The following is a 24,463-nucleotide window of genomic DNA, read 5'->3' as shown; positions in this document are numbered from 1 at the left end:
TAAAAGCAATGCCAATTAACCAGAACATATTAGCAATTATTTAAATCCTCTCTCCTTTTGGATGTGTTCATAAGCCTCTTGAACCTGTCTAAATTTCTCCTCTGCCCCTTCTTGATATTCCTCTCCTAAGTGCCCAACACGATCAGGGTGATATTTCTTAGCCATGCGTCTGTACGCTTTTTTGACCTCATCATCTGAAACTGACTTATCAATTTCAAGGATTTTATAAGCATTATCCGTACTATTATAAAACATAGCCTTAATACTTTCGTAATCCTTATTGCTAATCCCCAAATAACCGGAAATGGTATATATTTCCTTTATTTCTGCATTTGTAACATGACCATCCGCTTTAGCAATTCCAAATAAAAAGTGTACTAATTGTAAACGTGATGGATGATCCATCATTTGTTTAATCTGAAGGGAAACTTGACGCTTCGAAATGTTTTGTTTGGATATACGTTTAAACAATTCAAAAGCATGATTGGCACGCTCCTTTCCATACATATTTCTAAATTGTTGTCGTACAAAATCCAATTCTCTTTGATCTTGTTTGCCATCTGCTTTTATAATTATGGAGGCCAAAATAAGTAAGCTTACCTCAAAGTCACCAGACCGAGTCTTTGGTTTACTTCGCTTTGTTTGGTAATTAGGCACTCTTCTATACGGATCTTGCTTTTTTCTACCACTCTGCCTTTCTCCAAGTAGTGGACTACTCGAGTCTGCCATATTATCAACAAAACTTCCTATCGCCAAACCAATTATTGCTCCGATTGGCCCGCCAAAAGACCAGCCTATGGCTCCTCCTATCCATTTTGCGAAACTCATTTAATACTATAGATTTTATGAATGTTTAAATATACTATTTGTTAGTGTATAGCATGCACTATTTGTTACACATTTGGTATCTTTGCTACTTGAAAAGTGTTAATTAAAACGAATTGAATATGTATCCAGCAGAATTAGTTAAACCAATGCGCGAAGATTTAACCAACGTTGGTTTTGAAGAATTACATACAACAGATGCTGTGGACCAAGCATTAGCAAAAGAAGGAACTACCTTAGTCGTAGTTAATTCGGTTTGTGGTTGTGCAGCAGCAAATGCTAGACCAGGTGCTCGTATGAGTTTACAAAATGCGAAACGTCCTGATAACCTAGTGACTGTTTTTGCAGGTGTAGATAAAGAAGCTACCGATAAAGCAAGAGAATATATGGTTCCTTTTCCACCAAGCTCACCAAGCATGGCTTTATTTAAAGATGGAGAATTGGTACACATGCTAGAGCGTCATCACATTGAAGGAAGACCGGCAGAAATTATAGCTGAAAATTTAATGGACGCCTATAACGAACATTGTTAAACTGCATTGTTTAAGTATGAAAACTTACAAAAGCCACGATTTTAATCGTGGTTTTTTAATTTTACGTCATGCAAAAAATAATCGCCTATCCATTAACCGTTATATATTATATATGCTTTGGGTTAACTCTAGTAGTATTTCACCCAATACAATGGTTTTGCAATAATGTATTAGGCTATAAAGCCCACAAAATTAGTGTTGATTTTCTACAGTTTTTTCTAATGCGCTGTCTTAATGTTTTGGGCACAAGATTCTCGTTTAATAATCCGTATCAGATAGAAAAAGGAATCCCATTAATATTGGTCTCTAACCATCAAAGTATGTATGATATTCCTCCTCTTATATGGTATTTACGCAAACACCATGTGAAGTTTATAAGTAAGAAGGAGCTCGGGAAAGGTATTCCAAGTGTTTCGTACAATTTAAGACATGGTGGTTCGGTACTTATAGATCGAAAAGACGCACTAGGTTCCATTAAGGCAATTGAGGAATTTGCTCAACGGATAGAGGATAATAAATGGGCCGCTGTTATCTTTCCTGAAGGCACTCGAAGTAGAGATGGTAATCCAAAAGCTTTTAAAACAAAAGGCTTAATAACCATGTTTAACCATATGCCGAGTGCACTGGTAGTACCTATAACAATAAACAACTCATGGAAAACATTGCGTTACGGAAAATTCCCTATGGGTCTCGGAGCGCATATAAAATACACGGTTCATAAGCCCATAAAACTCAATGAATACCCTGAACATGAGTTGCTTATTTCAAGAATTGAAAAAACCATTACAAAAGATATTGTTATTTGATGGACATTGAACTGATTGAAAAAACAAAGGACTTTGTTAGGTCTGAATTAAAGGATGCTGAAGGAGGGCATGATTGGTTTCATACGGAACGGGTTTTTAACAATGCCATACTAATTGCCAAGCAAGAGCCTGTAGATATAAATGTTGTGGCTTTAGCCTCATTGTTGCACGATATTGCAGATTCCAAATTTCACAACGGCGACGAAACAATTGGACCCAGAAAAGCAAGTAAATTTCTCTTCAACAATAATGTAGATAGTGTGATCATTGAGCATGTAGTTAGAATTATTGAAAACATGTCCTTTAAAAATTCTTTAGATGCGTCAAATGTATTCACATCAAAAGAACTAGAAGTTGTACAAGACGCAGACCGCTTAGATGCTATTGGTGCTATTGGAATAGCCAGATGTTTTAATTATGGTGGATTTAAAAATAGAGCCATATACGATCCTGAAATTAGTCCAAATCCCAATATGACTAAGGAAGAATATAAGGCCTCAAATGCGCCAACACTAAACCATTTTTACGAAAAGCTATTACTTATTAAGGATCAAATGAACACTAAAACGGGAAAAAGATTAGCCTCAGAAAGGCACAAATATATGGAAGGATTTTTAGATCAGTTCTATAGAGAGTGGAATGGTAAAGTATAAACTCTTTCTTAATATAACGTTCTACTGAACCATTAACTTTAACTCACTCCTATACTTGGAAGCACTTTTACCAGTAAATTCCTTGAATAGCTTGTTGAAGTGTGAAAAATTATTAAATCCACACTCAAAACTTATATCGGTTATACTCATTTGACTTTCAGATAGTAATTTAGTCGCATGAACCACACGGTATTCATTTACCAACTTTGTAAATGTTTTGCCTGTAACTTTTTTAAAGTAGCGACAAAAAGCAGGAACCGTCAAACTAACCTTATCTGCAATTTCATCTAAGCTTATGTGTTCTTTGAAATTCTCATTTATGTGATTAAAAATGATGTCTATTTTGGCACTATCTTGTGGTTCCGTTTCAAAAGTGTATCCATCTGCATTTAGAATAACATAGTCTTTGGATTTTGCCAACCCGTGAAGAATCTCTAATAAAAGTAATATTTTTTTAAAGCCTTCCTTTCCCGAAAGTTTTTCTATCCTTTTGCCAAATTTCTGTTTGGTTTTAACACCAAATAAAATACCACTCTTTGCGCGTTCAAACAAGTTGTTTATTCCTTCCATTTCAGGCACATTAAAAAAATACTGCCCCAAAAATTCTTCTCTAAACTGAACAATCGTTTCAGTTCCATTAACAGTAAGTCTGTCTGTAAATCCGTTATGTGGTAAATTAGAACCTATTAACAATAGTTGACTATTATTAAAATAAGATAAATGATTTCCAATGTGCCGTTTACCTTTACCTTTATTTACGTAGACTAATTCTATTTCTGGATGAAAATGCCAAAATGGTTTCTTTTCACCTATAAAGGTTTCGTGTCGTATCACACGCATTGAACTCCCAAACTCCGGACTAATCTTCTCTAATGTAGGTTTCCTTGCCTTCATAATGATATGATTTACACAAAACTAGAACTAACTTCTAAACAATATGTGTACTCAATTAGCAAGAATGTGTTCTATTTTAACCTTATTTTTAATGTTTTACAATTATACGGTTAATTTTGAACATAAATATGCCAATATTCTTGTTTTCTATGTTAGGGTTCTAAAATAACTTTGTCTTGTTAAATTAATAGAACTGCGATACAAATAAATGTTCAACAAAAATTAATAACGATAAATAAAACATTAGCAGTTCTTTTTTAAAACCCAAAAACGAAAAAGATGAAAACATTAGTAAAAGTAATATTAGTTGTAGCTGTGATGTTTGGAACATACGCTAGTTACGCATTAGACAATGCAAAAAATTATGAAACATCCCATTTTGTTAGTGAAGGTAACCGTATTTCAGTTTACAATTCAGAAGGTACTGTTATATACTCAGGTAAAGTTAAAAATAGTGGCAATTTAACTAGGTTATATGATTTTACACAACTTGATAACGGAGTATACACAATAGAAATCAATAAAGATTTTGAAATTGAAGTGAGTTCAATAGAAGTAAAGAACAAAAAAGTAAAGTTTGTTCATTCAAAAGAAAGAATTTTTAAACCTGTTTTTAGAAATAAAGATTCTAGACTAATAATCTCAAAACTTGGTGTAGATACCAATGAAATGAATGTTACCCTTTATTTTGAGGATAATCTAATTTATTCTGACACTGTTAAGGGCGATCAGGTATTAAACAGAGTTTACAGATTGGACGAAAGCCTACCAGGAGAATATACTGCAGTTGTTAAATTTAACAACCGTGTGTTTACCGAAAATTTTAGAATATAGATTGTTGTTTATATATTAGTTTTTATTTAGTTGGAAGTGGGCTTAGGCCCACTTTTTTTAAAACAATTTAAGTTGTTGGGTTTTGTTATTCTCGTGTATCCCGTCATTTAATTTAGGCATAGCACGATCTTTAAAATATTTTTTCTTTGCTAAACGCATGGTATCATGAATTTGTTTTGCTATTTGTCCCTCACCCCTCATCCTAATCCCAAATCGGCTTTCATTTAATCGTCCTCCATGACAATCTGCAATTTGGTTTAAGACCTTATCTGCTTTATCTGGAAGTGTTTTCTTAATCCAATCAGTAAAAATATCACCTATTGCACCGTTTAGTCGTACAATGGTATGAACTATGTTAAGTGCTCCTGCCTCAGCAACAGCTTTAGCCAATAGCAATATTTCATGACTATTTATTGATGGTATTATTGGAGCTAGCATAACATTAACAGGAATATTATTGTTGCTAAGTATCTTTACGGCATCCAAACGCTTTATTGTTGTTGCTGTTCTTGGTTCCAATAATCGTCTAGTTTTTTCACTTAATGAGGTAATTGAAATATTAACTGCTATTAAATTATCTTTAGCCAATTGTTTTAAAATATCCAAGTCTCTGAGGATTAGCGCATTCTTTGTGATGATTCCTACAGGATGCTTGTACTTAAGGAAGACCTTTAAACATTCCCTGGTAATTTCATAGTATTTCTCAGCAGGTTGGTAGCAGTCTGTATTGCCAGACATTACTATTGTTTTGGCCTTCCAACTTTTCTTTTTTAAAAGCGACTCTAAAAGTTTGGGAGCTTCTTTTTTAACAAGTATCATACGTTCAAAATCCAAACCTGCACTGTATCCCCAAAATTCGTGACTATTTCTTGCATAGCAATAAATGCAACCGTGTTCACAGCCTTGATATGGATTCATTGAATACGCCATACCAACATCTGGACTGCTAACCTTGTTTACAATAGTTTTTGGATAAACATCAATATATTTTGTTTTATTGCATTGGCTCACCTCACCCTCCTTTTCACAATACTCGAGAAAATCATTTCTCATTTCATGGGTCAATTCAATAAATCGATTTTGAATATTTAATTGTGCACCTCGCCCTTTTATTGAAGATTCGTAGTTCATTCCATAAAACTAAATGATCTTCTATCAAAACCTAGCTACAAGATGTAGTATTCTGTATTCAAAATTGTAATGTTAAAATAGCATACATATGCATTAATTTACTTGTTATGAGATGATTATAAATATTTAAACTTTGTTTAAAACATTGATAATCATGAAAACGTCATATGTTATTCTTGCCCTATTAAGTCCTTTAATAATTTTAATATTAGTCTTGATAAGCCCATTCTACATGCTACATAAGGCAGTTAGTTCGAGGTAAATTGAGGCGTTGTTTCTGAGTGGCTTTTAACTACTGTATATAATTTGGTATTTTGTTGTACCTTTTATGGTCATAATCAACAATCCATACTATTTATGAATCGCAGAAAGTTTATCAAAAAGACCGCCAGTGCTAGCGTGGCATTTTCCATAGTGCCAAGTTTTGTTTTAGGCAGAACCCATGTCCCTCCAAGTGATACGTTATATGTTGCTTCAATAGGTGTTGGTGGCCGTGGTGCTGGTATCGTACGAGGATTAAATTCTAACAATAATGTAAAATTTGTTGCGCTTTGTGATGTGGATGATAAATTAGCTGAAGGGAGCTATAAACTTCTTCCAAAGACAAAAAAGTATAAGGATTTTAGAAAATTATACGATAGTCATATTGATGAAATTGATGCTTTTACAGTTGGCACTCCAGACCATACGCATGCGGTTATTGCCCTACCTTTTATGAGGGCTAAAAAACATGCTTACGTTGAAAAGCCTCTAACGCACAATATATACGAAGCCAGATTGATGGCAAATGTTGCCAAGGAAACTGGAATTGTAAGTCAAATGGGAAATCAAGGAAGTTCTGGTGATGGCATACGAGAGGCGCAGGAATGGATTGATTCGGGTGTCATTGGTACTATTGAAAAAGTTGATTGCTGGACCAATAGGCCAGTTTGGCCACAAGGGCTAAGAAATATTAATGAAGGGGAGCCTGTCCCAAATCATTTGGACTGGGATTTATGGTTGGGTCCTGCTGAAGATCGTCCCTATCACTCTGCCTATCTTCCGTTTAAATGGAGAGGCTGGTGGGACTTTGGTACGGGAGGTCTAGGTGATATGGGTTGTCATATTATGGAAACACCATTTAAAACTCTTGGATTAGGACATCCGTATGAAGCAGAGGCTAGTTGCACCACAGTCTGGGCTGGAGATTTTGTCGAAGCAAATTATAACAAAGCTTGCCCTCCATCTTCCATAGTGAGGCTAAAATTTAAAACTAAGAACCACGGAAATGTTGATTTAAATTGGTATGACGGTGGCATAATGCCAGATCTACCAGACGAATTAAAAGATGGCGAGTTTATTGGAGATTGGAGCGGTGGCACTGTATTTTATGGCACAAAGGGTATGCTTGTTACCGATTGCTATTCAGGTAATCCAAGATTGTTGCCAAGTAGTACAATGAACTATTTTAATAAACCAGAGCCCACCATTCCAAGGGTTAAAAATGGTTCAAATGGTCATATTGACCAGTGGGTTGAGGCTTGTTTAAATGGGACTAAAACCTCATCTCCATTCGATTACGCTGGGCCTTTAACCGAAGCTGTTCTAATGGGTAACTTAGCAATAAAGGCATTTCAGTATAAAGTGCTTAAGGAGGGTAAAAGGCCAACAGATTGGGCACCATTTGACTATCCTGGCCGCAGAAAATTACTCTGGGACGGTGAAGCTATGAAGGTTACCAACTATGAAAAAGCTAACGAATGGGTAACCAGAAACTACCGTAAAGGCTGGGAAGTAAAGTAATTAAGCTCCAGGAAAATCTGCTTTTCTCTTTTCTAAGAAAGCCGTTGTTCCTTCTTTAAAATCTTCTGTTCCAAAACAGTTTCCAAACGATTCGATTTCTACATCAAATCCATTAACTCCATCTTCAAAATTCGCATTAATGGCTCGAATAGCTTCTGCAATGGCAACTGAAGAATTACGCATAATTTTTTCTGCTATTTTTTGGCATAATGGCAATAATTCTTCTTGCGAAACAACATGGTTCACCAAACCATAACTCAGTGCCTGATTCGCATCTATCATCCCAGCGGTCATAACCATCTCCATGGCTCTACCCTTGCCTACTAGCTGAGGCAAACGTTGTGTACCTCCATAACCCGGAATTACACCTAGCGAAACCTCTGGTAATCCCATTTTTGCATTATTACTGGCAATTCTGAAATGGCAAGCCATAGCCAATTCTAATCCGCCTCCTAGGGCAAATCCATTGACTGCAGCAATAACAGGAGTGCTCAGATGTTCTACGAAGTCAAATAATAAGGTCTGACCTTGAGCGGCAAGCTTACCGCCTTCTTCAACATTAAAATCAGCAAACTCACTTATATCTGCACCCGCGACAAATGCCTTTTCGCCACTTCCTGTAATTATGATAACTTTAGTTTTACTATCATTATTTGCCTCACCCAAAGCATCGTGAAGCTCTTGAATTGTGTGCTTATTTAATGCATTAAGCTTACTTGGTCTGTTAATTGTAAGTGTTGTTATCCCATTGGAAAACTGGGAAAGAATATTTGAATAGCTCATATTATTTGTCTTTTGGAAAAGAAACTGTAAATACAGTACCCTTTCCAATTTGAGATGTAAAGTTAATACTTCCGTTGAAGGTTTCAACTATATTTTTTACCATTGCCAATCCAAGGCCCATACCACTTGTTTTTGTTGTGAATTTTGGCTCAAAAATCTTTGATTTGGTTTCTTCGTTTATACCAACACCATTGTCTTCAACGGCAATTTTTACGTCATCTTTAGTTGTAAAAACTTTTACTTTAATTTTTGGATTTTCAATATCACTTGGTATAGCTTGTATGCTATTCTTGACAAGATTTGTAACTACTCTTATCAATTGAGTTCTATCGAATTTTGCGATAATTTCTTCAGCCTCTGCTTCAAAAGAAATATAATGCTCGTTAAAAATATCCAATGCTAATTTTACAATGCTAACGACATTGAGTACCTCACTCTTCTGAGCTGGCATTTTGGCAAAATTTGAGAAAGCTGAAGCTATAGAACTCATTGTGTCTATCTGCTGAATTAACGTTTTACTGTATTCGTTAACTTTCTGATTTATTTCTGGATCTTCAGGATTAAATTTTCGTTGAAAACTCTGCACGCTTAAACGCATTGGAGTCAAGGGATTTTTAATTTCGTGCGCCACTTGTTTTGCCATTTCTCTCCAAGCCTGTTCACGTTCGCTGGTAGCCAATTTTACAGCACTTGCTTCGAGCTCGTCTATCATGCTGTTATACGATTTTACCAAATTCTCAATTTCTTCACTTGAGGATTCAATTTCAATTTTTTTATTGCGCTTTTCTAAGCGAAGCTCATTCATTTTATCGCTTATGGTTTTTAAGGATTTGGTGATGTATTTTGATATGAAATATGCAAATACTATGGCCGCTATAATCATGGCTAAATAGGCATATCCCAAGCGCAATAAGAATTCATTTAACTCTCTATTTAAGAAATCATCATTCTCTAAATAAGGTAAGTTAAGTATTGCTAAATTCTTAAACTTTTCATCCGTTATATAAGAATAAGAGGATTGAAAGGTCTGTCCATTCTCTTGTATTTTGATAACGTGCCTGTGTTCTGCCGTATTTGCTAATGCGTTTAAAATCTCAGCATCAATACAAATCTCTGTAGTGTCAATCTGTATGGTTCGCTTAGAGCTTTTTAGCAACTGACCTTCAAAATCGTACAGATTTATTTGAAGGTTATGAACAGCATCTATATCAAAAATTTCATCTTTAAATATTAGGGGAATATTCTCAGTTGTTACAGGGTAAGTTGTTTCTTTTATTGCAAAATCAATGCTTTGTCTTATGGCTTTTTCCTTACGCTCTAGACGCTCTCTATGGTAATCTCTCGCTTCCTCGTTATATTGAAAAATAGTAACAGCCGCTATTAAAATTGAAGCCAATAATACAAGTAGTATCATGGCAATAAAAATTCGGGAGCGTAAGGATAATTTTTTTAGCTTCATTGCGCACTATAATGCATTAAATATAGCAATAATCAAGCCAACTATGCATCTGGATTCTTTGCACGAATATTTTTGTAAAGCTTAAAGCCAAGCATTATTAAAATGGCCAACACAACAATGCCAATAACACCAAAAATCCAATTAATAGAATTTTTCAGAATTACAAGAAAAACAACGGCGAATAGTATAAACGTCGCACCTTCATTCCAAATACGCATAAAGTTTGAAGTTACTTTGACCTCATCCCTTTGAAGCTGTTTATAATACAAATGTGTTTTATAATGATAGATAAAAAGTAATACAACAAAGGCCAGCTTAACATGCATCCATCCTTGATGAAACCAACTTGGCATCAGTACCATAAGCCAAATCGCAAAAACCGTTGCTAAAACTCCGGAAGGCCACGTAATTATGAACCAGAGGCGTTTTGCCATTAGTTTAAGTTGTTTACCTAAAATTTCTTTATCTGGTGTAGGTTTATGAAACGCTTCAATTTGATATACAAACAATCTAGGAATATAAAATAACCCTGCAAACCAGGTAATCACAAAAATGAGATGAAGCGATTTTATATAATTATAGTACTCCATTAATTATCTACAAAAAGATAGTTAAGTCCTTTAGAGTTAAACTCCGAATTAAAAGTCTTTATTTCACTACTAATTAATGCGTTAAACGTGTCTAATTGCTTATTAATTTTACCTGTAAGCTCATTTTTTACCAGAATGGCTTGATCTGTTGGCGGGAAATCACCTCGTCTTGTTAATGAATTTAAACCACCTAGTTTGTCTGTAAGCTTAATTGGGAAATTCAGTGGGTCTTGATTACTCCTATTTTTTGTTTGATAAAGTGCTTTTTCTATTTCTGATAGTTGTTCTTGTAAGGTTTTTGCTTTATCTAATAACACTTTAACCTCCTCATTACCCTTATACTGGGATTGAAAAGCAGATAATTGTTTATTTATAGAACGAATCTTTTTTATGGATTTATGTGCTTTATCAACGGTTGCGTTTACATCTTTTATAAAATCAAATTGCTTTTGCATGTCTTCAATTGAACTCTCAGCTCTGGGGTCAGCGAGTATAGCAAAGGATTGTGATTGTACCTCTCCATTAACATTTAAAGCAACTCTATAATTTCCGGGAACAGCCCTTGGTCCTTGCAAACTTGCAGCCCATAAAATCATTCCTGGTAATCGTTCTGCGCCATCATAAGTCATATTCCAAACAAATTGATTAGCACCCTTTTTTACCTTGAGCTTATTCTCTTCGCTTTTATTGGAAAATGTTTTTATCGTATCTCCCTTCTTATCAAAATAAGTCAATGAAATTTTATCATCTTCCTTAAGATCCTTCAAATTAAAATAAGTCATTACACCGTTTGGATGATTTGTTCCTGTAGTTTTGCTCCCTTTTCTGCTACCGCCACTCATTCTATAGGAATCTTTAGGCTTAAACAGATGATTTGTGCCAATATCGCCTTTGAACAATTGGTGTATAACGGTTAAATCGTCAATAATCCAAAGACTACGTCCTTGAGTTGCTACAATAAGATTATTGTCTTTAATAGTTAAGTCTGTAATGGGGACAATAGGTAAATTGAGTTGAAATGGTTTCCAATCTTTCCCATCGTTAAATGAAATATACATTCCTGTTTCGGTTCCAGCGTACAGTAATCCTTTTTGCTTAGGGTCTTCGCGTAATACTCTAGTGAAGTGTTCTTCATTTATACCATTTGTAATTTTCTTCCATGTTTTACCATAATCCGTGGTTTTATATAAATATGGGGCAAAATCACCCGTTTTATATTTAGTCCCAGCCACATAGCAAGTCCCTTCCTCAAAGGCGCTAGGTTCTATACTATTAATCATCATCCACTCTGGCATTCCTTTAGGAGTGACATTGTCCCATGTTTTACCACCATTTTGAGTAACATGAATTAACCCATCATCACTACCTACCCATATTAATCCTTCCTTTAAAGGTGATTCTTGAGCGGCAAAAATGGTGCAATAATATTCAACCGCGGTGTTATCCTGTGTTATTGGGCCGCCAGACGACTTCTGTTTTTCCGGATCGTTTGTGGTTAGGTCGGGACTAATAATCTCCCAAGATTGTCCCTCATTTTCTGACACATGTACGTGTTGTGAGAAGGTATAAAGCTTATCTGGATTGTGCTTTGAAAAAATTATAGGGAAGTTCCATTGAAAGCGATATTTCATGGCCTCCGCTCCTGCACCCATTGGATTATCTGGCCATACATTGATAGCCCTTGTAGTTCCTCGTTTGTGGTTAACGCGCGTTAAATAGCCTCCATAACTACCGCCATAAACAATATCGTTATCTTCAGGGTCTACAGCAATATGGGCAGACTCACCACCAGCGGTACTCTCCCAATCGTCTTCACTTATAGAGTAGCCATCTGTTCTGTGAGGAATTCTAATAGTTGAATTATCTTGTTGCGCTACATATATTCTATATGGAAAGGCATTGTCAGTTGTAACCCTATAAAATTGCGAGGTTGGTTGGTTGTAATAGGTACTCCACGTTTCTGCGCCATCATAAGTGACCTGTGCTCCGCCATCGTCCCCAATTATCATTCTATTCGGATCCTCTGGTGCTATCCACAAATCATGATGGTCGCCATGAGGTGCTCTATAATTTCCGAATGTGCGCCCTCCATCTGTACTCTTATGATAGCTCACATTTAGAACATAAACTGTATTTACATCTTTTGTGTCCGCATAAACTCTTGTGTAATACCAAGCGCGTTGTCTTAATTTACGTTCGCTATTAACTTGCGTCCAAGATTCACCGCCATCTTCACTTCTATATAGACCACCTTTATCTTTGTTTTCAACTATAGCCCAAACACGTTGGTTATTGATAGGTGACACGCTTACACCAATAATACCCAATATCCCTTCAGGAAACCCTTTATTTAAAGAAATTTCTGTCCAAGTTTCTCCACTATCAGTACTCTTCCAAAGTGCTGAGCCTTCGCCTCCAGAACTTAAACTATATGGTGTGCGTTGAATGCGCCAAGTTGAAGCATATAAAATTCTTGGATTTGTTGGGTCAATTTGAAGGTCAACAACACCAGCGTGAGCATTTGAAAACAGGACTTTGCGCCACGATTTACCACCATCAGTGCTTTTATAAACACCTCTCTCATTGGTTGGTTTGTAAATATTTCCCATCACACCAGCATAAACAATATTGTGATCTGTTGGATGTACAGCAATTCTTGGGATATGTCTGGATTTTTCCAATCCTGATTGTTTCCAAGTTTTTCCTGCATCAACACTTTTCCAGATACCGTAACCAGATGACACATTACCTCTAACCGTTTTTTCTCCACCTCCAACATAGATTACATTTGGATCACTTTTAGAAACCGTTATGGAACCGATACTTCCACCAAAATAGCCATCAGAAATATTTTCCCATTCACGACCACCATTGGTAGTCTTCCAGATACCGCCTCCGGCTGCTCCGAAATAATACAGATTTGGTCGATTTGGAACACCTGTTACTGCAGCACTTCGCCCTCCTCTAAATGGTCCAATAAGTCGATATTCTAGTGCTTCATAGTCTGACGCCTTGATATCTTGAGATTGAATGTTTAAGCTAAAAAACGATAAAATTAAAACTGTGAAGAATGTAGAAATTTTCATTTTGTCTATGGTTAGTTTTAAGAATCCTAAAATTAAGGATTTAATATGATTTTACTTCCTTTGGCAATAAATTTAATGTCACTTCCCTATGCAAGAAAAAAGCCGTTACAATGGTTGCAAATAAATCAGAAACAGGAAATGCAATCCACACGCCTAATTCTCCATAAAACTGTGGTAAAATAAATATTAATGGTATGAAGAATATGCCTTGCCTTAGCAGTGTCAAAATTAGCGCTGGAGTTGCTTTACCAATAGCTTGAAAATAGGCAGCTCCGATAAGTTGAACAGCTATAATAGGCGTTGCTGCAAAAACCCAACGCATTGCTGGTGGTGTTTCTCTTAAAACCGCCTCATCTTGTGTGAAAAGGCTTGTTATGGCTTCAGGAAATAGCATGAGGAATACGAAGACAACACCTGCCAATAGTGCCCCATATTTGATGGCTGTCATTATAGTTTCTCTAACGCGTTTGTAATGCTCTGCACCATAATTATAACCTGCAATCGGTAGGAATCCTTGGGTGATTCCATAAACTGGAAATAAAGCGAACATTAACATGCGTCCAACAATTGCATAGGCTGTTACTGATGTTTCACCTCCAAAATCAAATAAGATATTGTTCATTAATAAGTATGTTAAACTTACGATTGCCTGACGTGATAAGGTTACAAAACCTAAGCTACCAATCTCTTTAACTATAGGCAGTTTTAATTTGTAAAAACAATCTGTAATTTTTAACTCTGAATTTTTTGACAAGAAAAACCATAGAATGAATGCAAGGCACAACACATAAGAGCCAGTTGTTGCCCACGCCGCACCATACATACCGAAATCGAAAACACGAATTAGAATATAATCCAACAATAAATTACCAACCGAAGGAATCATCATAGCGTACATCGCAAACTTTGGTTTGCCTTCTGCTCTAATTACCGTATTACCCATCATACAAAGGGCTAAAAACGGAATTCCATAAAGTACAATAACATAGTAGATTTTAGCTGGTTCAAAAATAGCGCCTTTACCACCAAAAGCTGGGATAATATTATCTACGAAATATAATCCAGGAATTACTAACGAGACCGTTAATAATAAGGTTAATGTAATTTGATTACCAAAAGTTGTGAGCGCCTTGTCTCTTTTGTTTGCACCTAAAGCTCTTGAAATAATAGAAGAGCCACCAATACCAATGGCCATACCCAAGGCGGCAATAAAAAATGAAACAGGTAATACAACATTTATTGCCGCAATAGCAACAGGACCAATCCAGTTGCCAACAAAAATTGTGTCAACAAGGATATTTAAAGACATTACCAAAATCCCAATAGAGGCCGGTACCGCTTGTTTAATCAACAATTTACCTATTGGCTCGTGACCTAAATCTTGGGATGTTACTTTGGACATTAAGCAATCACAGTTTCAGTAGCTATCCACTCAGTTACCATATTACAAAGTATTTGAGCAAAATCATCTCGATCGTTAAGACAAGGAATTACCGTAAATTCTTCTCCACCTACTTCGTGAAATATTTCTTCACCTTCCATTGCAATTTCTTCCAGAGTTTCTAAGCAATCACTCACAAAAGCTGGTGTTACAATAGCCATTTTCTTAATCCCTTCTTTACCCATTCGCTCAATTGTACGATCAGTATAAGGTTTAAGCCATGGGTCAAAACCTAGTCTCGACTGAAATGTTGTTGAATACGTCCCATTTTTCAATCCTAATTTCTTAGCAACATTAACTGTAGTAATCTCGCATTGATGGCGGTAGCAAAACTCATGTTGCGGACTACCTTTTTTGAAACAACACTTGCCATCCATTTTGCAATTGCCGTTAGTAATATCACTTTTTCTAATGTGGCGTTCAGGGACTCCGTGATAACTAAAGAGTATATGTTCATAATCAAGACCATCAAGCTTTTCAGCTATACTATCAGAAAGTACATCAATATAATCTTGACGATTATAAAACGCGGGTGTTCGTGTAACTTTTAGCTGAGGAAAATACTTCGCAACCAGTTCATCCACTTTTACATCTATTGTTTCGGTAGTAGCCATAGCAAATTGAGGGTACAACGGAATGGTTTTTATTTCTGTACAACCCTTATCTACTAATTCCTGAAGGCCATTCTTTATAGTCATACTGCCATAGCGCATAGCTAATGCCACTGGCACATCCAATAAATTCTGTACTTTTTCTTGAAGTCTTTCAGATAAAACAATTAATGGAGATCCTTCGTCCCACCATATCTTTTTATAAGCTTTAGCTGAAGCTTTTGGTCTTGTATTTAGAATTATCCCTTTTACCAAAAGCGTACGCGCCCATCGTGGTACATCAATCACGCGTTCGTCCATTAAAAACTCCCCAAGATATTTCTTAACATCCTTTGGATTTGGTGTATCCGGAGAACCAAGATTTACTAATAAAATTCCTTTTCCCATATCATTTTTTTGCAATGCAAAAATACGATACTAATCGCCAATTTGATAATGCTTTAATTGTATTTTAATATTGTCGGATAGTTAATTTCTTTATTAACTAATACTAGTAATGTAACGCTTTGGCGTAGTCCCAAACTTCTTTTTAAAAGCAGCAATAAAATGGCTTGCTGTACTATAACCAACTTTAAGACCCACTTCATTAACGTTGTGTTCTCCTGATTCAAGTAGTTTTCTTGCCACTTCCATTTTGTAATCAAAAAGGAATCCATAAACGGTATCACCATATATTTGCTTAAAGCCTTCTTTTAGTTTTTTTAAACTCAAATCTACTTCACTAGCCAATTCCTTTAAACTTGGTGGTTCTGCCATACGTGATACTACTATATCTTTAGCCTTCTTAAGCTTGGCCACATTCACCTCATCCACTAAAAATGGACATTGCTCAACATCTGCGTCTTCGCTACGATTAAAATATAGACTCATCAATTCATAAGCTTTACCTTTAAAGTATAATGACTTCACTGATGAATTTAGGTTATAACTTATCATTTGATTTAACACCACGGTCATCGAAGGATTTATTTTACCATCATTGTAATATTTCTTGTCCTTATTATCGTCTGTTAAAAAGCTTACATAATTTGCGTCTTTTGAAAATAAATTATGAAACTTTTCTATTGAAATAACTACTGACACAATCCATGAATGTGGTTGTAACTCGACATGTATTGGTAAATCCAGTTGAGGGTTATATAACAATAAGGAGGTTTCTTCATTAATGTTTAATTTGTAATTTCCTTGATTAAAGACAAATACAGCCAATCCTTTAGTACAAAAATGAAATTGTATATAACTGTTATTAATCTCCCGTTCCAGAACTTCTACAAAGTCATTTTCATTCTTATGGGTGAGTACAAAAAAGCCTTCTTCTAATAAAATTTCTTCAAAAGTTCCTCCAGCGACACTTTTTGAATCGTAATTTTTTGAATTCATTTTAATGTTATTTAGATTCATTCTAAACAAAAAGATAAAAATCCCTTTATTTCAGGGCAAAAATATGACATTTGTCATTTTTATTTAAAAAAGAATCTTAAAAACCCAGAAACGACATTTAAAGTTCCTCTAGCGTTATTTTTTTGTAATTATCAAAATTACATTTGCCTTGTTAATTTCCAAGTCAGGTAAACGAGCGAATGCAACACCAGAAAAGTACACATTTTTATGCCTTAGGACTCAGCTACTTAAAAGCTGATGCTGAAGTGCGTGGTCATTTTAGTTTGACAGATGATGCAAGAAAAAAATTACTAGACAATGCAAAGGAGAGTGGTATTGAAAGTCTCGTAGTCATTTCTACTTGTAACAGGACTGAGTTATACGGTTTTGCAGAACACCCATATCAACTAATTCATTTATTGTGTGAAAACACAAAAGGGACTGTTGAAGAATTCCAGGATGTTGCTTATATCTACAAAAATAAGGAGGCCATAAATCATATTTTTAGAGTTGGATCTGGACTAGACAGCCAAATCCTAGGTGACTTTGAAATTATTAGTCAGATTAAATCTAGTGCACGCATTTCAAAGTCAAAGGGACTGCTCAATTCTTTTACAGAGCGACTGATTAACTACGTAATACAAGCAAGTAAACGCATTAAGAACGAAACTGAATTGTCTTCTGGCGCCACTTCAGTATCTTTCGCTTCTGTGCAATACATTTTAAATAATGTAGACTATATTTCAGACAAAAACATTTTACTCTTTGGTACAGGAAAAATAGGAAGAAACACATGCGAAAATTTAGTAAAACATACTAAAAACACTCACATTACTTTAATAAACAGAACAAAAACAAAGGCAGAGGAAGTTGCTGGCAAGTTTAATCTTATTGTTAAAGACTACCAAGATTTACAGTCTGAAGTAAATAAATCTGATATTGTTATTGTTGCTACAGGAGCACCAGATCCAACAGTTTATAAATCTCTAATTTCAACTAAACATCCATTACTCATATTAGATTTATCCATTCCTAAAAACGTAAATGAGAATGTCATGGAACTTTCAAATGTGACATTGGTACATATGGATGATTTGGCGAAGATAACAGATGATACTTTAGAGAAACGTAAAGCATATATACCTCAGGCAGAAGGTATCATAACTGAGATACTGGGTGAATTCAACGCATGGTTAGATACCTTAAAATTTGTACCAACAATTCAAGCTATCAAACACAAGTTAACTGATCTCAAAAATTCTGAACTAAATACACAGCGAAAGAAAATTGCAAACTTTAATGAAGACCAGGCTGAATTAATTACTAATAACATCATCCAAAAAATAACCAATCAGTTTGCTCACCATTTAAGAGAGGACAACAATTCTTCAGACGAAAGCTTAGAGCTTATCAAAAAAATATTCCAGTTAGAAACTACTAATAATGTCTAGAATAATTCGCATTGGCACACGCGATAGTGAACTCGCATTGTGGCAAGCTAAAACTGTTCAATCTCAACTCGAAAGACTTGGTCATAAAACCGTATTAGTACCTATTAAGTCTACTGGTGATATTGTTTTAGACAGACCACTATATGAATTGGGAATAACAGGGATTTTTACAAAAACTCTTGACATTGCAATGCTCAATGAAGATATTGATATCGCCGTTCATTCCTTGAAAGATGTACCCACACAACTACCAAAAGGTATTGTACAAGCTGCAGTTCTTAAACGTGGCAATGTGAATGACACCTTGGTTTTTAAGAACAATGAAGAGTTTTTGTCTGCTAAAAATGCTATAGTTGCAACTGGCAGTTTAAGACGTCGAGCACAGTGGTTAAACAGATATCCAACGCATACAGTGGTCGGGTTAAGAGGTAACGTGAACTCACGTCTCGAGAAACTAAACCAAAACGATTGGAATGCTGCTATTTTCGCTGCCGCTGGAATTGGTAGATTAAACCTTAGGCCTGAAAATGCGATTAATCTTCATTGGATGATCCCTGCACCAGCACAAGGTGCTGTTATGGTTACAGCTTTGGAAAGTGATGAAGAAATCAGAACTATCTGTGCAGAAATTAATCACGAAGACACAGAAACCTGTACTAACATAGAACGTAAATTCTTGAGACGTTTAGAAGGTGGCTGTACAGCACCAATCGGTGCTTTAGCTTATATAAAAAATGAAGAAGTCACTTTTAAGGGCGTTTTATTAAGTAAGGATGGCACCAAAAAAGTAGAGGTTTCAAAGGTAGTCCCTCTTGGTGAACATTATGATTTAGGTGACTTTTGTGCAGAGTATATTATTAGCAAAGGTGGAAAAACACTAATGGACCAATTACAGCGCAGTGAAAAAAACACCAATATCTACTCCACAAAAAAATTAACGGACGGACAGTTGCAATTATTTCATAACAGCGTTGTGGCCGAAAGCAATGATGCCGTTAAAATTAGCTTAAATCGTATTCCAAAAAGTGTTGTTAGAAATGAAATTGAAAATGTAATAATAACAAGCAAGAATAGTGTGGAAGCACTTTTACACAACTTCTCGCCTGCTGAATTACAATTTAAAAACATCTATTGTGTTGGCAGACGCACCAAAAGGATGATTGAAAAACGTATTGGTAAAGTAAAACATACAGAGACCAATGCAAAAAAATTGGCAGAATATCTTGTAGAATATATTGAAGGAACGAAAGTCACATACTTCTGTAGCGATTTAAGGTTAGATGATTTACCTAAGATATTAACAGAAAATAACATAGCGGTAAATGAAGTTGAAGCCTACCAAACAAAATTTGATGCAGATAAAGTGGAAGGAGATTTAGATGGTATTATGTTTTATAGTCCTTCAACTGTAGAAAGTTTCTTAAAACAAAATAAAGCAAAAGGTATTGCATTTTGTATTGGAGACACAACAGCTAAGGTGGCACGTCAACATTTTGAAGACGTACGCATAGCAAAAGTACCAACTGTTGAGAGTGTAATTGAGTTGGTGAATGAACACTATGTATAAACAACTATGATTAAGAACGATTTATATCTAAGAGCATTAAAAGGTGAAACCGTTGAGCGTCCTCCGGTATGGATGATGCGTCAAGCAGGTCGTTATTTGCCAGAATTTATGGAGATTAAGGCTAAATATGACTTTTTCACTAGATGCCGCACTCCTGAATTGGCCAGTGAAATAACAGTACAGCCTATTCGCAGATATGGTATGGACGCCGCAATTTTGTTTAGTGATATCTTAGTTATTCCTCAAGCTATGAATATTGAGGTAGAAATGAAGCCAAATTTTGGTCCTTACCTGCCAAATCCTGTTCGTAGCCAAAAAGATGTTGACAACGTTATAATTCCCGACGTTAATTTGGAATTAAATTATGTCATGCAAGCAATTAAAGCTACAAAAGAATTGTTGAATGATGAGATTCCTTTAATAGGCTTCGCTGGCTCTCCATGGACTATTCTATGCTATTGTGTACAAGGTCAAGGCAGTAAAAACTTTGACAAGGCAAAGCAGTTTTGTTTTACAAATCCAATAGCAGCTCATCAATTACTTCAAAAGATAACTGATACAACGATTGCATACCTGAAAGCTAAGGTAAAAGCTGGTTGTAATGCGGTTCAGATTTTCGATTCATGGGGTGGCATGTTATCTCCTGTAGATTATCAGGAATTTTCTTGGCAGTACGTCAACCAAATTATAGAAGCCTTAAAAGATGATGCACCTGTTATAGCTTTTGGCAAAGGCTGTTGGTTTGCGCTTGGTGAGATGGCTAAATCTAATGCTTCCGCTTTAGGAATTGATTGGACATGCTCAGCAAAAAATGCACGTTACTTAACTGGTGGCAAAATAACACTTCAAGGCAATTTTGATCCATCACGATTATTTTCACCACCTTCAGAAATCAAAAAAATGGTTCATCAAATGATTGATGAGTTTGGTAAGGACAAATACATTGTCAATTTAGGTCATGGTATCTTGCCAAATATTCCATTAGATAATGCAAAAGCATTTATAGATGCTGTAAAAGAATACAATGCTTAAAAACATATTCATAGGGATAGAGGCCTATTCAGGTTCATTTGCTTTGATTTCTAAGTTAAAATTATGGAAATATTTTGCTATCCCTATTGCCATAAGCGTAATAACTGCATTGACTATAGGTTTAACAGCTTACGGATTATCGGATAATATTGGGCGATTTATTTCCGGAATTTGGCCTTGGGATTTTGGAAAGGAAACCTTTACAGCAATATCTACATTTATCGGTGCTATTGTAATAATTGCAATTGGCCTCATACTTTACAAGCATATTATCATGGCCTTGTCAGCGCCATTTATGAGTCCCGTTTCAGAGAAAATTGAAGCGCACCTAACAGGAGTCCAAAAACAGCAAAACCGAAAATCATCCTTTCAACAACAATTATGGCGCGGTATAAGAATAAATATGAGAAATCTTGCAAAAGAACTTCTTATCACCATCCCAATTCTTCTTTTAAAATTTGTGCCTGTGGTAAATATTTTTTCAACGGTATTGTTGTTTCTAGTACAAGCTTATTATGCGGGCTTCGGCAATATGGACTACACGCTAGAACGTCATTTTAATTATAGGGAGAGTGTAAACTTTGTAAGAAAAAATAGAGGTATCGCAATTGGTAATGGTATTGTTTTTATACTATTATTACTTGTTCCCTTAGTGGGAATTGTGCTCGTATTACCATTAAGCGTTACTGCAGCCTCAACAAAAACTGTAGAAATATTAAAGAAAGACTGTTTAGTAGAGTGAAGATGAAGGTCAAGTTTTTTAATTACATACACGTATTACAAGACAGTATTACTTCTAAATTAGAAGCAATTGATGGTAAAGCAAAATTTCATCAAGATATTTGGGAGCGCCCTGAAGGCGGTGGTGGCAGAACCAGAGTAATTGAAAACGGAAATGTATTTGAAAAAGGTGGTGTAAACATATCTGGTGTACATGGTAAATTGCCTGAAAGCATGCAGGCCTATTTTGGTGTTAAAGATGCAGACTTTTTTGCCTGTGGGCTAAGTCTTGTTTTACATCCTAAAAACCCAATGGTTCCGACAGTACATGCAAATTGGCGCTATTTTGAAATGTATGATAAGAAAGGAAATATCGTAGACCAATGGTTTGGTGGTGGCCAAGACTTGACTCCTAACTATTTGTTTGATGATGATGCCAAACACTTCCATAGCGTATGCAAAACTGCTTGCGATAAGCACAACCCAGAGTTCTATCCTAAATACAAAGCGCGATGTGATGAATATTTCTTTAATTCACATCGTAATGAAGCTCGTGGTATTGGTGGATTGTTCTTTGATTATTGCAAAAAGTCAGAAACAATGACTATGCAAAAGTGGTATGATTTTGTGACCGAAGTTGGAGATAGTTTCCTAGAGGCTTATGTGCCGATTGTAGAAAAACGTAAAGACCTACCGTATTCAAAAGAACAACGCAATTGGCAAGAAATCAGACGCGGACGCTATGTGGAATTTAATCTTGTACATGACAAAGGCACCTTGTTTGGATTGAAAACCAATGGTAGAATTGAGAGCATCCTTATGAGTTTACCGCCACATGTGCAGTGGGTTTATGATCACAAACCCGAAAAAGGAAGTGATGAAGAGCGACTACTTAAAGTATTGCAAAAACCCAAAGAATGGGTATAAGACATATACATATAATGGTTTTTGCTTTGATGATTCACCCATCCCTGCATGTCCAAAACAACAATACAAAAGGTGCCTACATTAGAACGTTTCCTGAAAAGATTACGGCTAGAGTTGGGCTGGTCAATACTGGTAATTCATTTTTTTTCAATGACAGCGAAAACGCTATAAACTATAACTTAAAGCCAAATACACGAGAATATTTAGGCTTTTCATTACTTTTCAGGTCAATAGAATTAGATTTTGGATTTCTGCCCAACTTTCTCAAGCAAAACCAAGACAACGAAAATTCAAAACTATTCAATCTCAATTTTCGTATGTTTCTTGGGCAGTGGATGAAAACTCTAGATCTGTATCAGCAAAAAGGGTTTTTTGCAGACCTAAATGGCTCCGAATTAATTCTTCCCAGCGTAGAAACGTTTAAAATTGGTGGATCAATTTCTTATATTTTCAATAAAAACTTTTCCTTTAGAGCTGTAGGCTTTCAAAATGAGTGGCAACGAAGGAGCTCGGGAAGTTTTATTCCTGGACTTCATTACTATTATACAACATTTAATGTTGAGGAAAACAATACATCATCAAAGGCCAATTCATTTGATATCGCCGTTGCTCCAGCATACTATTATAATTTTGTTGTGAAAGAGAAATTTATTTTTGGTATAGGCGCATCAACTGGTATTGGTTTCAATCATAATAACTTGGGCAAAAGAAAAATTAGCTCTATGTTATTTGAGTTTGGTGGTCGAGCCGTTTTAGGTTATAATTCTGAATCGTTTTTCGCAGGAATCAATTCAAGTGTTAATCTTTTTGAGCATAATTCTGATAGAGCTGTAAGAGTTGAAGATGCGATTACTTTTTTAGAATTTTACATTGGCTATCGATTTAATGCTCCAAAATCATTTATAAAAACAGCAGACAGGGTAAACAGATTCCTTGGTCTCAAATAAAAATAATTATGTTTCCAATTAGAAGAAATAGAAGACTTAGAACAAATGAAGCTATAAGAAGTTTGGTTAGAGAAACTATCATTTCTCCAAATGACTTTTTAGTACCGCTTTTTGTGGTAGAAGGTAGTGGTGTTAAAGAAGAGATTGCCTCAATGCCAAATTATTATCGCTATAGTTTAGACCGATTAAAAGAAGAAGTTAAATTATTATGGAGTCTTGGTTTAAAATCGGTTTTACTTTTTGTCAAGGTAGACGATGCGCTTAAAGACAACAGAGGTGCTGAAGCACTCAATCCAAACGGATTAATGCAACGTGCTATTAAAACCGTTAAAGAAGTGTGTCCAGATATGTTAGTAATGACTGACGTGGCGCTAGACCCATTCTCCTCATTTGGCCATGATGGTATTGTTGAAAATGGAAAAATAGTTAACGATGCTACGGTTGAGGTGTTAGCAGAGATGAGCATTTCTCATGCCGAAGCTGGTGCAGATTTTGTTGCACCAAGCGATATGATGGATGGACGGATTCTTGGCATAAGAGAAGCATTAGATCAATCTAATTTCATAGATACAGGTATAATGAGTTATAGTGCTAAATACGCTTCAGCATTTTATGGCCCATTTAGAGATGCATTAGACTCTGCCCCTGTTGATATGCAAAATGTCCCAAAGGATAAAAAAACCTATCAAATGGATTTTGCAAACCGTGAGGAAGCTATTCGTGAGACTGAAATGGATATCAATGAAGGCGCTGACATTGTGATGGTAAAACCTGGCCTTTGCTATTTAGATATCGTAAGAGATGTCAGAAATAGTTTTGATATTCCCATTGCCGTATATCAAGTTTCTGGAGAATATGCAATGCTCAAAGCTGCATCAGAAAAGGGATGGCTAGACCATGATTCCGTTATGCTAGAGCAGATTACTTCTATCAAAAGAGCAGGCGCAGATATTATAGCTAGTTATTTTGCTAAGGAGGTTGTAAGATTGATTTCGTAAATTAGCAACAACT

Annotated in this window: 22 protein-coding genes; 12 read left to right on the top strand and 10 right to left on the bottom strand. The window is 35.6% G+C overall.

The features are described from left to right. Positions 1-36 precede the first annotated feature (36 nt). On the bottom strand, positions 37-828 hold the full coding sequence (locus LBU54_RS02235; RefSeq protein ID WP_224525101.1) for a TerB family tellurite resistance protein: 792 nt from the start codon (positions 826-828) through the stop codon (positions 37-39). Between the two features lie 119 nt (positions 829-947). Here LBU54_RS02235 and LBU54_RS02230 point away from each other — a divergent pair, with 119 nt between their 5' ends. From LBU54_RS02230 to LBU54_RS02220, 3 genes are all read left to right on the top strand, one after another. After that, complete coding sequence (locus LBU54_RS02230; protein WP_224525099.1) at positions 948-1,358, top strand: BrxA/BrxB family bacilliredoxin; 411 nt, start codon at positions 948-950, stop codon at positions 1,356-1,358. Positions 1,359-1,426: 68 nt separating this feature from the next. Continuing rightward, entirely contained in the window at positions 1,427-2,164 is a 738-nt protein-coding gene (locus LBU54_RS02225; protein ID WP_224525097.1) for a lysophospholipid acyltransferase family protein, read from the top strand. Then, positions 2,164-2,817: an HD domain-containing protein gene (locus LBU54_RS02220; RefSeq protein WP_224525095.1), complete on the top strand. Its 654-nt coding sequence runs from the start codon at positions 2,164-2,166 to the stop codon at positions 2,815-2,817. The genes LBU54_RS02225 and LBU54_RS02220 overlap by 1 nt, the downstream gene beginning before the upstream one ends. 21 nt (positions 2,818-2,838) lie before the next feature. Here the strand turns inward: LBU54_RS02220 and LBU54_RS02215 are convergent, their stop codons facing one another. After that, a complete protein-coding gene (locus LBU54_RS02215; protein WP_224525093.1) occupies positions 2,839-3,711 on the bottom strand; it encodes an AraC family transcriptional regulator in 873 nt (290 codons plus the stop codon). A gap of 279 nt (positions 3,712-3,990) precedes the next feature. Between LBU54_RS02215 and LBU54_RS02210 the strand changes: the two genes are divergently transcribed. After that, on the top strand, positions 3,991-4,545 hold the full coding sequence (locus tag LBU54_RS02210; RefSeq protein ID WP_224525090.1) for a hypothetical protein: 555 nt from the start codon (positions 3,991-3,993) through the stop codon (positions 4,543-4,545). Between the two features lie 57 nt (positions 4,546-4,602). On the opposite strand, the gene LBU54_RS02205 is transcribed toward LBU54_RS02210, so the two are convergent. Further along, the gene (locus tag LBU54_RS02205; RefSeq protein ID WP_224525087.1) at positions 4,603-5,676 is read right to left on the bottom strand and encodes a PA0069 family radical SAM protein; all 1,074 of its coding nucleotides are present in this window, start codon (positions 5,674-5,676) and stop codon (positions 4,603-4,605) included. A gap of 357 nt (positions 5,677-6,033) precedes the next feature. Between LBU54_RS02205 and LBU54_RS02200 the strand changes: the two genes are divergently transcribed. Continuing rightward, on the top strand, positions 6,034-7,458 hold the full coding sequence (locus tag LBU54_RS02200; protein WP_224525085.1) for a Gfo/Idh/MocA family protein: 1,425 nt from the start codon (positions 6,034-6,036) through the stop codon (positions 7,456-7,458). Here LBU54_RS02200 and LBU54_RS02195 read toward each other — a convergent pair whose 3' ends face one another. The 7 genes from LBU54_RS02195 to LBU54_RS02165 all read right to left on the bottom strand — a co-directional run bounded on the left by LBU54_RS02195 (position 7,459) and on the right by LBU54_RS02165 (position 16,808). Further along, entirely contained in the window at positions 7,459-8,241 is a 783-nt protein-coding gene (locus tag LBU54_RS02195; protein WP_224525083.1) for an enoyl-CoA hydratase/isomerase family protein, read from the bottom strand. A 1-nt stretch (position 8,242) separates the two neighbouring features. Then, positions 8,243-9,655, bottom strand: coding sequence for a sensor histidine kinase (locus LBU54_RS02190; protein WP_224525080.1), 1,413 nt, complete (start codon positions 9,653-9,655; stop codon positions 8,243-8,245). Positions 9,656-9,741: 86 nt separating this feature from the next. After that, a complete protein-coding gene (locus LBU54_RS02185) occupies positions 9,742-10,290 on the bottom strand; it encodes a CopD family protein (RefSeq protein WP_224525076.1) in 549 nt (182 codons plus the stop codon). Continuing rightward, complete coding sequence (locus LBU54_RS02180; RefSeq protein ID WP_224525074.1) at positions 10,290-13,376, bottom strand: VPS10 domain-containing protein; 3,087 nt, start codon at positions 13,374-13,376, stop codon at positions 10,290-10,292. The genes LBU54_RS02185 and LBU54_RS02180 overlap by 1 nt, the downstream gene beginning before the upstream one ends. A gap of 40 nt (positions 13,377-13,416) precedes the next feature. Beyond that, positions 13,417-14,778 carry an MATE family efflux transporter gene (locus tag LBU54_RS02175; protein WP_224525072.1) on the bottom strand — a complete coding sequence of 454 codons (1,362 nt, stop codon included), beginning with the start codon at positions 14,776-14,778 and terminating at the stop codon, positions 13,417-13,419. Beyond that, positions 14,778-15,815, bottom strand: coding sequence for a ferrochelatase (gene hemH, locus LBU54_RS02170; RefSeq protein WP_224525070.1), 1,038 nt, complete (start codon positions 15,813-15,815; stop codon positions 14,778-14,780). The genes LBU54_RS02175 and hemH overlap by 1 nt, the downstream gene beginning before the upstream one ends. Positions 15,816-15,908: 93 nt before the next feature. Then, complete coding sequence (locus tag LBU54_RS02165) at positions 15,909-16,808, bottom strand: AraC family transcriptional regulator (protein WP_224525059.1); 900 nt, start codon at positions 16,806-16,808, stop codon at positions 15,909-15,911. 200 nt (positions 16,809-17,008) lie between these two features. Between LBU54_RS02165 and hemA the strand changes: the two genes are divergently transcribed. From hemA to hemB, 7 genes are read left to right on the top strand one after another with little or no spacing between them, the layout of a single operon-like run. Further along, complete coding sequence (hemA, locus tag LBU54_RS02160) at positions 17,009-18,259, top strand: glutamyl-tRNA reductase (RefSeq protein ID WP_224525055.1); 1,251 nt, start codon at positions 17,009-17,011, stop codon at positions 18,257-18,259. Next, on the top strand, positions 18,252-19,826 hold the full coding sequence (gene hemC, locus LBU54_RS02155; protein WP_224525053.1) for a hydroxymethylbilane synthase: 1,575 nt from the start codon (positions 18,252-18,254) through the stop codon (positions 19,824-19,826). The genes hemA and hemC overlap by 8 nt, the downstream gene beginning before the upstream one ends. Before the next feature lie 6 nt (positions 19,827-19,832). Then, on the top strand, positions 19,833-20,858 hold the full coding sequence (gene hemE / locus LBU54_RS02150; RefSeq protein ID WP_224525049.1) for a uroporphyrinogen decarboxylase: 1,026 nt from the start codon (positions 19,833-19,835) through the stop codon (positions 20,856-20,858). After that, a complete protein-coding gene (locus tag LBU54_RS02145; RefSeq protein WP_224525046.1) occupies positions 20,851-21,600 on the top strand; it encodes an EI24 domain-containing protein in 750 nt (249 codons plus the stop codon). The genes hemE and LBU54_RS02145 overlap by 8 nt, the downstream gene beginning before the upstream one ends. 2 nt (positions 21,601-21,602) lie before the next feature. Continuing rightward, positions 21,603-22,505 (top strand): oxygen-dependent coproporphyrinogen oxidase, encoded by a 903-nt coding sequence (gene hemF / locus LBU54_RS02140; protein ID WP_224525043.1) that lies wholly within the window; start codon positions 21,603-21,605, stop codon positions 22,503-22,505. Further along, positions 22,496-23,452 carry a DUF4421 family protein gene (locus LBU54_RS02135; protein ID WP_224525042.1) on the top strand — a complete coding sequence of 319 codons (957 nt, stop codon included), beginning with the start codon at positions 22,496-22,498 and terminating at the stop codon, positions 23,450-23,452. The genes hemF and LBU54_RS02135 overlap by 10 nt, the downstream gene beginning before the upstream one ends. Before the next feature lie 8 nt (positions 23,453-23,460). Next, on the top strand, positions 23,461-24,450 hold the full coding sequence (gene hemB / locus LBU54_RS02130; protein ID WP_224525039.1) for a porphobilinogen synthase: 990 nt from the start codon (positions 23,461-23,463) through the stop codon (positions 24,448-24,450). Positions 24,451-24,463: the final 13 nt, after the last annotated feature.

The sequence above is a fragment of the Winogradskyella alexanderae genome (assembly GCF_020166335.1).
Lineage (GTDB): Bacteria > Bacteroidota > Bacteroidia > Flavobacteriales > Flavobacteriaceae > Winogradskyella > Winogradskyella alexanderae.
Note: the sequence above shows the minus strand (reverse complement) of the source record. Positions and strands in the feature narration are given on the sequence as shown.